Genomic DNA, 11,951 nt, shown 5'->3' on the forward strand with positions numbered 1-11,951 from the left:
CCTTACTTATAATTATCTTGATCCTGTTTACGCTAGCTTAAAAAACCAATATTAAAACCAGTGAAATTTCCAACGGCGTCTTTGATAGTAAACTGACGATTATCGCTGCCGATGGCTCCGCCTTGGGGAATGCCATTTTAATCATATGGGCGTTAATGCCTCCTCCGATACCGCGCCAAAATGGGAAATCTTCAGCGACGCTTTCACCGCCGCCGCTGACGAAGAGGCGGATGTGGCAGGTGATCTGGCGGTTACCTGTGCCGCCGCCCTTACGCTAACCCCTTTAGTTTCCTCCTTTGCTGTCATACTATCGAATGACGTGCCTCACCTGTGAACGCTAAGGAGAATAATATGGAAAATAAAGGCACAAACCTAACGCCCGAGCAGGCGCTGGATCGCCTGGAGGAGCTATACGAGCAGTCGGTTAACGCGCTCCGTGAAGCCATCGCTGACTATGTTGATAACGGTACGCTGCCCGATCCCCACGCCAGGCTTAACGGACTGTTTGTTTATCCTTCGCTGTCTGTAAGCTGGGATGGCGCGACACCGAACCCGCCTAAAACACGCGCTTTTGGACGCTTTACTCATCCCGGCTGTTATACCACTACCGTTACGCGGCCTGCGCTATTTCGCGCTTATCTTCTGGAACAGCTTAACCTCGTTTACCATGATTATGGCGCGCATATTGCGGTAGAGGCCTCGCACCATGAGATCCCGTATCCTTACGTGATCGACGGCTCAGCTCTGACGCTGGATCGTTCTATGAGCGCCGGGCTAACGCGCCATTTTCCTACCACAGAACTGGCGCAGATTGGCGATGAGACAGCAGACGGTCTGTTCCACCCCGGCGAATTCTATCCGTTATCGCACTTCGACGCGCGTCGTGTTGACTTCTCGTTGGCCCGGTTACGGCACTATACCGGTACGCCGGTTGAACATTTTCAGCCCTTCGTTTTGTTTACCAACTACACCCGCTATGTCGATGAGTTTGTGCGCTGGGGATGCAGCCAAATTCTTGATCCTGACAGTCCCTATATCGCGCTTTCCTGTGCCGGCGGAATTTGGATCACGGCAGAAACGGAAGCGCCGGAAGAGGCTATTTCCGATCTGGCCTGGAAGAAGCATCAGATGCCCGCCTGGCACCTGGTAACGGCAGATGGGCAGGGGATTACGCTGGTAAATATCGGTGTCGGCCCTTCAAATGCTAAAACGATTTGCGACCATTTGGCCGTGTTGCGGCCTGACGTCTGGCTTATGATTGGGCACTGTGGAGGGTTACGAGAAAGTCAGGCGATTGGTGATTATGTGCTGGCCCATGCCTACTTACGCGATGATCATGTGCTGGATGCCGTTCTGCCGCCTGATATTCCTATTCCAAGCATTGCGGAAGTACAGCGTGCGCTGTACGACGCTACCAAAGCGGTTAGCGGAATGCCCGGTGAAGAGGTGAAACAGCGACTGCGCACGGGAACGGTCGTCACCACGGATGATCGTAACTGGGAGCTTCGTTATTCCGCATCGGCGCTGCGATTCAACCTTAGCCGCGCGGTCGCGATTGATATGGAGAGCGCGACGATTGCAGCCCAGGGCTATCGCTTCCGCGTGCCTTACGGCACGCTGCTTTGTGTTTCTGACAAACCTTTACACGGTGAAATTAAACTGCCCGGGCAGGCAAACCGGTTTTATGAGGGGGCTATTTCAGAACATTTGCAAATTGGTATTCGTGCTATTGATTTACTACGCGCAGAAGGTGATCGTTTGCACTCACGTAAATTACGCACGTTTAATGAGCCACCGTTTCGCTAACGAAATGAGCTGTCGCCTGCTGCTGGACAGGAGCGGAAGAGGCGTATTTATGTGATATGGAAAGTGGCTGAATGAAGCCTTAGCGGGAGGCGGTTCTGTATCCCGTTAAGGCCTTATTGTGCCGCGGCTTCATCACCATCGCCGGAGACCTGTCGCCGATAATCGCGTCTACGTCAGGAAACGCGCCGGAAGGCGAAAACATTGCGCCGCACTTCACGCTCCTTGAGCGCCTGGACCCACAAGCCCGGATTAACAAGCAGATACCGACCGTGAGAATCGATCAGCTTAAAGGGATTATCAGAAGGCTTGATACTGAGGATTTTCACGTCGGACAGGGATATAGGGTGGTCACGCCATTATCGAACTCATAGCGCCACGAGTGGCGCGGAAAGCCTTCATCATCATAGTGGCGCACGTCGGTAAAGCGCACCAGCCGGTGCTCGCCGTTCCATTCAAATCGGTGCTTCCGGCACTGCGCCTTGCCCCAGCGGTCAGCGATGGGATTGCCGAACTCGTCGTACTCATAGTGGTGGTCTGCCCTGTAGTAGCAGGCGGTCGCCTTTGACTTTCGCCTGATGCTCGCCACCTTCGGGCGGCATGTTCATGCCCAGCAGGTTGTCGTCGTCGTCAAAGCTGAACTCCTCGTGCAGGGCGTTCCAGCGCGGGTCTTCCGGCAGGCGGTGTTGGGTCAACATTAATATCTTGCGGTAATCTCTGTGGGTTTGGATTCGAATTTACGTTAGTGCGTGTGACCGGTAAATCCCGCGACGATCTGCAGGCAGCGATGGTGCTGATGCGCGGCGGCAATCTGGGCCAGCCGTTCCAGTTCAAAAACTTCCGCGATTGATTTTTCCCGCCCGCCGCCTTCCCGCATGTGAGAAAGGTGGCCGGGCGGGTAAATCGATTAAGGCGTGGCTTTTTTAGTCTCTGCGGCCTTGTTATACAACGCCTGAATCAGCGCCTGCTGTTCCGCTCCCGGTATGATACCCAATCTGTGAAAAATATTCCCAATCTGATAAAGCTGCTGATTACCGGTGTCGTCCTGGCGGGTAATCGACGCCTGCGTGGTTAATTTTTTCAGCGTAAAGGTAATATGTTCCTGACACTCGGGCGTGTTTTCAGAACAAATCTGGCGTAACAGCATCAGGTTTTTATTATCGACCCTATCTGCGTTAATCATCAATTCCCTTGCCTGACTCCACTGTTTTGCATTCATGTAGTGGTCGATCATCGCCTCCTCTTCGAGAGAGGGAACGTGCTGGTGTAACACCCGTTTGGCATTCACCGTGTCGTTGCCATAGCTGTAAAGCTCCGCAAGTCTTTGAAAGGAACGCGACATATCTTCATCAGGCCAGGCTTTTGCTTGGCTGAGGTAAATCGCCTCGGCGCTGACGGCTAATTTTTGCGCTGCCTCAGGATGGCCAATTTCTTTGAGTACTTCACCTATTTCATTTGTTGCATCTTCCCATTCGGCGAACGTCAGGGTTTGCGCCTCGGCGGAGAGGGTTGCGATATGCTTTTCCGCCACAGCATTCTGCTTATGCTGAAAGAGATTCTTCAGCGCTTTGATTTTGTACTCGTAGCAATACCTGTCGTCGTAGCAGGTATATTCCGGCGCGCTCATCAGCAAATCGATACGCTTATTCATCAGCGCAACATCATCAAGCTTGCTTAATAAATCAATCAGCTCCATTTCAATGCGCGGCGAAGGGGCAAAATTGAATATTTTATCGACCTGCGTCACATAGGTTGAAAGCGTCTCCTGATAATTCTGTGTCAGCTCGTTTTTCTTATAAAAAGAGAGCAATCCCGGTAATGAATACTGGAAATAGCTTCCTTTATTGCCGGTTGCTTTGCGCAATCTCGCAGACAACGCCATCGCCTTCTCTTTATTACCCGTGGCGTAATAGATCTCCATCAGGTCGAGATACTCCTGATAACGGTAGGCTTCAGCACTCGGTTGTTGAGCAATAGCCGTATCAAACATTTTCAGCGCGCTATCTGCGTAAACCAACGCCTTTGCGGTGTCGCCCTTGGCATGGTACTGCTTCGCAATAATAAGCAGCATTTTTAGCTGAGTATAAGGAACAACAATTTTATCAGCGTAATTTTCATTATAAATAGCGGCGGTTTTATCAGGATCTGAGTGCCAGGATTTTAAAACCGTGGCTAAATAAAAATTCCTCGCGTCGGCATTTTTGCTAAGAAGGGCTAAGGCTTTTTCAGGCTGTTTGCGATTAACCCAGCCATCAACGTAGCTCTCGTAGGCGGTAATGCTCGACGGTTTATCGAGACCAATTTTGGACAGGAAAACCATCGCGGCATCCGGGCTATTATTTTCAGCGATCCACGAGGCCTCATGGTTTAGCGAAAACTTCGCATCATTCGATTGTGTGTCCAGCTTTTTCAGTAATGCATCCGCACGGCTCATCGGGCCGTACATAAACAATTCCCTGTGTAATTCAAACCAGGCTGCCTGCGATTTAAAAGTGGTGTTTTCATTTAAAGGGACGGCATTTTGCAGTTTCTGTTCGACAACTGACCAGACATCAGGCGATTGCTGACTTTGTGCAACGCTCTGATAAGAGTAAAAAACCGTGGCGGCTGTGAGTAATGTGGCGAATTTAAATTTCATAGCAACGTGTATCCTTTCAGTTCCGTTTGAATAGCCTCTTTACAGCAAAGTCATATTTACTTAGTTTGAGGCGTTAATTCCTTTAAGGCTGCCAGTGCAGGTTTGACGCCGCCTTTTACCGCCGCTGTAAGATGAAGTTTGGCTTTGTTGAGGTCTTTCTCAACGCCATCACCATTCCTGTACATGAGTCCAAGGTTATAGTGCGCCTGAGCATTTCCCTGGTCAGCGGATTTTTTAATCCACTTATAGGCTTCCGGCAGGTTTTTCGGCATTCCTTCGCCGATAAGATTTAAATATCCCACTTCTAACTGCGCATCACTTTCGCCAAGCTCTGCCGCTTTGAATAAATAGGAGAGATATTTTTTGCTGTCTTGCGTTACGCCATCACCGTCGTTGTACGCATAGGCCAAAAAGAGAAGCGCGCCGGGATGATTTTGCTCTGCGGACTGAGTTAACCATTTCATCGCCGCATCGTAGTTTGTGCATTCAAACTCATACTTACCTAAATGATATTGCGCAGTGCTGTCACCCTGCTTTGCCTTATTGGTGACGTCAGTCGGCGCATATAGCTCTGAAAGCTCTTCATCGTTGTGGTAACAACGGATGTATTTTATGCCGTCTTCATCATAGGCTTCTTCTGTACCTTCCTTGTCGCCATCGACATAGGGCAGCGCACTTAAGACCTTACCCGTACGATCGTTAAACTCTCTTTTCAGGCCGTTTCTTTCATCATTAGCAAACATAACCTCTTCAACAAGTTTACCGGTACGTTCGCTCCAGCGGCGATCGGCTCCCTGCTTTTTATCGTCTTTATATTCGGTGGTATAGGTGAGTTTGCCCTGTTCATTCCAGTGCTTAGCGTCCCCATTTAGCATACCGTTTTTATAGGGATAGACTGATTCGCGGTGACCATTTTCGTACCACTTTTCGGAATCCCCGTCTAACACATCATGTTTATACATTTTGGATGAGGCAGGCTTTCCGTTGCTGAACCATTCTTTGACCGCACCATGTTTACGGCCTTCACTATCAAAAGAGGATTCTTCTTTGGGATGCCCATTTCCATACCAGCTCTGAGCAGAAAGCTGTTTGCCATTTTTATAAGTCGCTTTAGAAAGGAGTTTGCCCTCTTCACTGTATTGTTCGAACGTTCCGTCGTTTTCACCTTGGTTATTTCTGTGGTAAACACCACGAATTTTACCGGTAGAATAATATTCCGTACTGGTGCCGACAATGGCGCCTTTTCTGTATGAATATTTCCCCTTTATTTTCCCATCAGGGAAATATTCAAATGCCGGGCCTTCCAGTTTCTGATTTAAATAGCTGTGTTTTTGTTTTAAAACGCCGTTATCATAAAAATGTGGGCATTCGCCATCTTTAATTTTACCTTGGGCAAAGTAACGTTTACTTTCAACGGCTCCGTTTTCATGGTATACGATGTATTCCCCTTCGGGTTGACCATCTTTAAACGTCAGCGTTTCCGCTATTTTGTCTTTTTCATCAAAGTAAGTTTCAGCTTTTCCGTCACGCTTATTTTGCGCATTATAATGATAAATATTTTTGAGATTGCCGCTTTCATAGAAAGATTTAAATACAGAAACACGTTGTCGGTTAGCGAAGTTTTCTTCGTTGGTATAGCCTTCAAAGGCTATCTGTTTACTCTGCATCACCTCCCCTGTTTCTTCTGAGGATTCCAGATACCAGCCGGTGACTTTCCATAATTTTTTCTCTTTGTCATAGGGGAGGGGCATATGGACTACTGTTGTTGCCTGACGTTTAACCGTCGGTTGCAGTTCATCATCCAGCCACAAGTCAGACGATCTTTTCATGTATTCGGCACCGCACAGCGCTTCGGTACATAGCTCGATTCCAGTCAGCATGGGCGTGCCGCCAGCATCGCACTGATCGACCGTCAGGTAAAAATAACGGTCATCGAGAATAGCCGGTCTTAAACTGCGTATTTTATTAATATATTCTTCTGTCGTCAGTCCCATTGATTCTGCGCGCGCAGAAAGGGTATTAGTATTACAGGGTGTTTTATCTTTAAAATAATAACGGTCGGCGAGTAAAAGTTTCAGGTCACTGCTAATGGCGGTTTTATTAAAATCGATATTTTCAATTTGGGCGATAAAATTAACGGGTTTGGATTCTGTACTGGGGGATTGTTTTGCACATATATTCGCGCAATATAATGAAACTATAATTGTTATGAATATTTTCTTCAAGATGTTCTCCTTGTATGAATAATAACTCCCTGAAACTTATTTCATGCTATAGAAACAAAGAGTTAATGTAAAGGATGCGAGGAGCATATTCTGGCAGGAGAGAGTTTTCTTCAGTTACCAGTAAGAATAATTTAAGTATCACGAGCGCGTTGTTTTTAATTTGATAATAACGCGCTGATGATTATTAACGATTATATACCCAATAAACCTCAAGATGCGGGAGTGAGCACCTGAAAGTGATCTTTAATTCGGGATGTCAGTGAGTCCGCTATATCCGGCAGTGTCTGGTTAAAAAAGACAGATATTGCGTCCCTGAACTCTCGCGTACTGCTGAAGTAGCGATTATTCCGGGCATGTTCGTTCATTAATTTCCACATTCGTTCTATCGGATTCAGGTTTGGACTGTAAGGGGGAAGGTAATGCAGCCTGATATTTACCACCTCCGCCCAGTCTTTCACTAACTGTGAACGGTGGTAACCTGCTCCATCCGCTGCTCGCTCTTAGCCAGCTGTCAAATTTGCCCATACACCTGCGCCACATACCGCCCACGCCCGTCCCCATGCCCCAGATCCATTGCACGCTCTGCACCGCTTCCTGTGAACGTAAGCCCATCAGCCTCGCCAGTTCCAGCGCCGCCGCCAGTCCCGGATCTTTCATGCGGGCCGTCTCCAGCACATGATGATAATGTTCCGGCGTGATCGCCTGTCGCGTCCCGCTGCGCGATGCACCAGCCAGACCCAGCGATTTATTAGGCAGCCACTCATGCTCTGCCACCTGTTTACGCCCGGCCTGTTGCAGAACAGCGCGCAGCGAGGCTATTTCATTTTGCAGCGTGCGTTTGCCGATCCCCTGCGCCAACCTTTCATGAATATAGCTTTCAATGTGGCGCACCTTAATCTGCGCAACCCGCTGGATATGGACGTTCAAAGCCCGTAAGTGGTGATCGAAACGCTGCACGATATGAATGCAATCGTTCACCGTTTTATGGCTACCGCCACAGTGCTTTGCCAGTGCCTTCATTTCACCACCTAACTTGCCCATACACTTCTCCTGTGATTTTGAGAACACGAACAGTCTCCGGCGTATGCTCTTTGGCTGCGCCAGAACGATACCTTTACGCCGGAGTGGCAGTTTGTTGAGGTACAGGGAGTTTCAGACTGTACGCGGTACAGGCTGCCTGCGTGAGCAGAAATTCTCCGGGGCATCAGCCCCCCCTCGGTATCGATCTTTTTCTCTTCTTTCTTGCTGACAGCGGCCCCAAAAAGGCGTGTCAGATTCGGGAATGAACGCCGGAACCCCGAAAACAGGGGCATGGCGCGGTGTAGTGGTTGTGCGTCACTTTGTCGCTTTGCGCGACGAAAGTGACGCACCGGTTGAGTGCCGGGCGCGAAAGATCGCGGATTCTGGCGCAGATTGACGGTCACGCGGCAGCAAAGCCGGACGTCTTTGCAGGCCGCAGCCCGTAAAGTAAAAGGCGCTGATGTGGTAACAGGTGCCGGGTGGAATCGCTTCCGTCACGGTGCAGCATTGACCAGAGATCTGGCGCAGGTACCATCGAGATACTCTTTCAGTTCTTTGGTACCGAACGTGTCGATAGCCCGCTGAGCTGCGCCAAGATTAGACGCCAGCTTGTCACCGCCAATGTCTTTATCGGCTTTAACTGCCGCAGCCCAGTCTTCTGTTTGCTTCTGCCATGACTCCGCTTGCTGTTGTTGCACTCCCGCCAGCACTTTCGGATAGACGTCCACCAGCTTCTGCGCCTGCTCCTGCGTCAGGTTCAGTTCACGCGCCACTGGTTCGAACTGCGCCAGCGCGCTGGTATCGAGTTCCTGACCTTCAGGGGCGGTGAACGCGTATTTCTCCGGCGCGCCGGGCGGCGTTTCTTCTTTCGGTGGAGTGGGCTTATTGGGAGCGGCGGGTGGATTTTCTGACGGTTTTCCTGTACCCGGATCGGTCTGCGTGCCGCCAGCGGTATCGGTTAATGCCATAGGAGGGGGCTCCATTTACTCAACGAACCGTGAGGCCCCGATTAAGCCCCAAAAACTATGGATGTCAAAAAAACCGGCAAACCTTATCAGATCAACCGGGTAAAGATAATTTCTTGTTTTTTAAACGTCTCCGGACTCGCCAGGATGTCCCGAAACTAAAATCTGGCTCCTCTGACTGGACTCGAACCAGTGACATACGGATTAACAGTCCGCCGTTCTACCGACTGAACTACAGAGGAATCGTGTGAACGGGGCGCATAGTAACGATGTGCGATCGGCTTGTCAAAGGGGGAAATAAGGTTGCGCGTTTGTTTGCTGACAAAAACAACAAAGCGTTGAAGTTTTGATCTAATTCCTACTTTGCTCCGGCATGGCGCAACTTTGTCTGTAATTGCACAAGTCAAATGCTGTGACCTTACCGCAATGGCTATGTACCAGCGTCTGATGAAACGTGAAAAACTGGCAGGCACTTGGCAAATAATTCTGAGACATAACGCCGTAGAGATTAAGGGCAGGGAGTAGAATGAACTTTAGACGTGAAATATTTTGTGAAAATGGTTGATACAGGCAGTCTGACGCCGGTAGCGGAAATGGCAGATAAATTTCTGGTGCAGGCGAAAAGATTTCCGTCAATATCATAGGCAGAATTATGGCGCATCAGCTTTTGGCGACGACACGGGACGAGCGGGTTTTATCGCGCTTTTCCTGAAGGATTTTTTCATCAGCCTGTTTTTTGCGTTCGGGTCAATCCCCTGAGCCAGCAGCCTTTTGGCCTCGTCACGGCGTTGTCTGGCATCAGCAAGCGATACAGCAAGGTAAACCCCAATAGAAAACACCTTCTGTTTGCCATCGAAGCGATAGCCTGTCTGCCAGTATTTTGAATCGATAGAGGCCAAACCCGTCAGTGAGCTTGACGGCCTTTTCCGTTGGTCTGGCATTTTTTACTTTAGTATCAGTCAGTGACATGACGGTTCCCTCCGCGTGCTGGTAAAACGCAAATCGAACCAGCTTTACCAGCAAAAGGGTATAGCTTCGAGTGGTTTTTAGTAAACGAGAGTGAACCTGAAGAAGGGGTTAATCAGTTGATATAAATGCAGAAAGCAGACGTCAGTGAACGTCTGCTTCCCTAAATTTGGCTCCTCTGACTGGACTCGAACCAGTGACATACGGATTAACAGTCCGCCGTTCTACCGACTGAACTACAGAGGAATTGTTTCAACGAGGCGCATAATACTGGGCCGGCTATAACGTGTCAACAGTAAAATTAACGCGCCAATTCAATTGGTTAATTAACCCACAAAGTGAGGAATTAATGTTCGGATTCCTCGCCGTAGTCGCCTTCGGCAGCGCTTACCCGTAAGCGCTGAGAAGGATCCTGGCGATAGAACTGGCAAAAACGCTGCCATAGCGCCGGGAAACGTGGAGCAAACAGTTCTGGCGCGCTGAAAAAATACTCTGACAACACGGCAAAACATTCTGCAGGGTCGGTGGCGGCATAGGCATCTATACTGGCAGCGCTTTCGCCAACAAGATCGATTTCATCCTGAATATTATTCATTGCCGCGTGGAGATCGTGTTCCCAGCCAGCCACATCGCGTAACGGGATGAAAGGGATGCCGCTGGCGCGATCGCCATTACGCATATCCAGTTTGTGCGCGACTTCATGAATAATGAGATTAAAACCCGAAGCATCGAACGAGTCCTGGATATCCAGCCAGTTCAGAATGATGGGCCCTTGTTGCCAGCTTTGCCCCGACTGTACGACACGCTGGCTATGCACCAGACCTATGTCATCTTCCCATTCATCATCTACCACAAAGGGCGCGGGATAAATGAGCACTTCATGAAAACCATCAAGCCACTCAATACCGAGCTCCAAGATCGGTAAGCAAAAAATTAACGCAATACGTGCACTTTTTAACGAGTCGAGCTCAAATCCCTGTAGCGCTACCAGTCTTTTCTGCTGCAAAAAACGTTCGGCTAGCGCAATAAGCCGAGCCTGTTCTTGCGCGGTGAGGTTTACCAGAAGAGGTATAGCCAGCGCATCATCCCACGGCCAGTCTTCGTTCTGGGGTATTTCTTGTGCTTTCCAGGGCCACTTAATCATCGTTTTGCTCGTAAACTCGTCACTTGAACAAAATTACCCGAATAGGGTCTGTTAAAATGCCAAATTACCTGGCATCATTGCAATATACGGAGAGATGCCGGAGCGGCTGAACGGACCGGTCTCGAAAACCGGAGTAGGGGCAACTCTACCGGGGGTTCAAATCCCCCTCTCTCCGCCACAATTCAAACACTTAGCTCATCTTCTTTCAGCGATCAGTCTCACACTTAGAATACACTTAGAATATTCTGTTAGAATATTACGTGAAAAACGTATCGCCATCTTATGCTTTTTCTGCCAGAAGAAGGGGCCAGGGATAGTGTTATTTTTACTTTTCGATCATAAGTCAACTCCTGGTTTTCTGCCCCGCTCTTTCGCCGTACCCCATCTGGATTAATATTGATGTCACTAGCGGCGATTTAACGCCGTCGTCCTCGGTAATCGTCGCACCCGGCCTGTTGCCCGACATGTTCCCCTGTAGACATGGGCGCAGGGCGAAAGATTAATTGCTGTCAGGGAAACGCGCTGGCGCGTGGCGATAACTTACGCTGCGGGACTGTCGACGCTGTACAGAAAATCTGGCCTCCAGGCTGGCTTAAATATGCGCACATGACAATACAACCGGAAAATTTACAAAACCCATAATTTGAACTGAGAGAGAAACTTACAAACGAAGCGACGAAGATTTCAACAGCCGCAGCGACTCCAGTATCTTGCGCGCATGTTTAAATAATACTACTGTATATAAAAACAGTATTCGAGGTATGGATTATGGAATTTTTCAGACCTACAGAGTTGCGCGAAATTATTCCTCTCCCATTTTTCAGTTACTTAGTGCCGTGTGGATTCCCCAGCCCCGCAGCGGACTACATTGAGCAGCGTATCGATCTTAATGAGTTGCTCGTTTCTCATCCCAGCTCAACATATTTTGTCAAAGCCACGGGTGATTCAATGATTGAAGCAGGCATCAGCGACGGCGACCTGCTGGTGGTGGATAGCTCACGGAACGCTGACCACGGTGACATTGTAATTGCGGCAATTGAAGGAGAGTTCACCGTAAAACGGTTGCAGTTGCGCCCGACAGTGCAGTTAATCCCCATGAACGGCGCCTATCGACCTATACCTGTCGGCAGTGAAGACACGCTCGACATATTCGGGGTGGTGACCTTTATCATTAAAGCGGTCAGTTGACT

8 protein-coding genes, 3 tRNA genes and 4 pseudogenes are annotated in these 11,951 nt (G+C 49.2%); 5 read left to right on the forward strand and 10 right to left on the reverse strand.

The window, feature by feature from the left end:
* Positions 1-351 precede the first annotated feature (351 nt).
* Positions 352-1,806, forward strand: a complete 1,455-nt coding sequence (locus tag HV477_RS11265) for an AMP nucleosidase (RefSeq protein ID WP_000428191.1) — start codon at positions 352-354, stop codon at positions 1,804-1,806.
* A 521-nt stretch (positions 1,807-2,327) separates the two neighbouring features.
* Here HV477_RS11265 and HV477_RS11270 read toward each other — a convergent pair.
* Positions 2,328-2,501 carry a hypothetical protein gene (locus HV477_RS11270; protein ID WP_000957535.1) on the reverse strand — a complete coding sequence of 58 codons (174 nt, stop codon included), beginning with the start codon at positions 2,499-2,501 and terminating at the stop codon, positions 2,328-2,330.
* Positions 2,502-2,548: 47 nt separating this feature from the next.
* Between HV477_RS11270 and HV477_RS11275 the strand changes: the two are divergent.
* Positions 2,549-2,653: pseudogene (locus tag HV477_RS11275) on the forward strand (DUF520 family protein); the annotation flags it as partial.
* A 57-nt stretch (positions 2,654-2,710) separates the two neighbouring features.
* Here HV477_RS11275 and HV477_RS11280 read toward each other — a convergent pair.
* From HV477_RS11280 to HV477_RS11295, 4 genes and pseudogenes are all read right to left on the reverse strand, one after another.
* Positions 2,711-4,441 (reverse strand): hypothetical protein, encoded by a 1,731-nt coding sequence (locus tag HV477_RS11280; RefSeq protein ID WP_020437392.1) that lies wholly within the window; start codon positions 4,439-4,441, stop codon positions 2,711-2,713.
* A gap of 56 nt (positions 4,442-4,497) precedes the next feature.
* The gene (locus tag HV477_RS11285) at positions 4,498-6,192 is read right to left on the reverse strand and encodes an SEL1-like repeat protein (protein ID WP_079899384.1); all 1,695 of its coding nucleotides are present in this window, start codon (positions 6,190-6,192) and stop codon (positions 4,498-4,500) included.
* Positions 6,193-6,875: 683 nt separating this feature from the next.
* Positions 6,876-7,154 (reverse strand): annotated as a pseudogene (locus tag HV477_RS11290) (transposase); the annotation flags it as partial.
* Positions 7,155-7,239: 85 nt separating this feature from the next.
* Positions 7,240-7,707: pseudogene (locus tag HV477_RS11295) on the reverse strand (phage integrase N-terminal domain-containing protein); the annotation flags it as partial.
* A gap of 241 nt (positions 7,708-7,948) precedes the next feature.
* Here HV477_RS11295 and HV477_RS28780 point away from each other — a divergent pair.
* Positions 7,949-8,083: a hypothetical protein gene (locus HV477_RS28780; protein WP_001524547.1), complete on the forward strand. Its 135-nt coding sequence runs from the start codon at positions 7,949-7,951 to the stop codon at positions 8,081-8,083.
* A 97-nt stretch (positions 8,084-8,180) separates the two neighbouring features.
* Here the strand turns inward: HV477_RS28780 and HV477_RS11300 are convergent, their stop codons facing one another.
* From HV477_RS11300 to mtfA, 5 genes and pseudogenes are all read right to left on the reverse strand, one after another.
* The gene (locus tag HV477_RS11300; RefSeq protein ID WP_001219015.1) at positions 8,181-8,654 is read right to left on the reverse strand and encodes a peptidase; all 474 of its coding nucleotides are present in this window, start codon (positions 8,652-8,654) and stop codon (positions 8,181-8,183) included.
* A 163-nt stretch (positions 8,655-8,817) separates the two neighbouring features.
* Positions 8,818-8,893: transfer RNA gene (locus HV477_RS11305), tRNA-Asn, on the reverse strand.
* A 421-nt stretch (positions 8,894-9,314) separates the two neighbouring features.
* Positions 9,315-9,620, reverse strand: a pseudogene (locus HV477_RS11310) (Arm DNA-binding domain-containing protein); the annotation flags it as partial.
* A gap of 167 nt (positions 9,621-9,787) precedes the next feature.
* A tRNA-Asn gene (locus HV477_RS11315) sits at positions 9,788-9,863 on the reverse strand.
* Between the two features lie 100 nt (positions 9,864-9,963).
* Positions 9,964-10,761, reverse strand: coding sequence for a DgsA anti-repressor MtfA (gene mtfA, locus HV477_RS11320; RefSeq protein ID WP_079899365.1), 798 nt, complete (start codon positions 10,759-10,761; stop codon positions 9,964-9,966).
* An 88-nt stretch (positions 10,762-10,849) separates the two neighbouring features.
* On the opposite strand from mtfA, the gene HV477_RS11325 reads away from it, so the two are divergent.
* Positions 10,850-10,939 (forward strand) — tRNA-Ser (locus tag HV477_RS11325).
* A gap of 590 nt (positions 10,940-11,529) precedes the next feature.
* Entirely contained in the window at positions 11,530-11,949 is a 420-nt protein-coding gene (locus tag HV477_RS11335) for a translesion error-prone DNA polymerase V autoproteolytic subunit (protein ID WP_000394197.1), read from the forward strand.
* Positions 11,950-11,951 lie beyond the last annotated feature (2 nt).

Origin of the sequence: Salmonella sp. SG203 (assembly GCF_013350575.1) — a bacterium.
Taxonomy (GTDB): Bacteria; Pseudomonadota; Gammaproteobacteria; order Enterobacterales; family Enterobacteriaceae; genus Salmonella; species Salmonella enterica.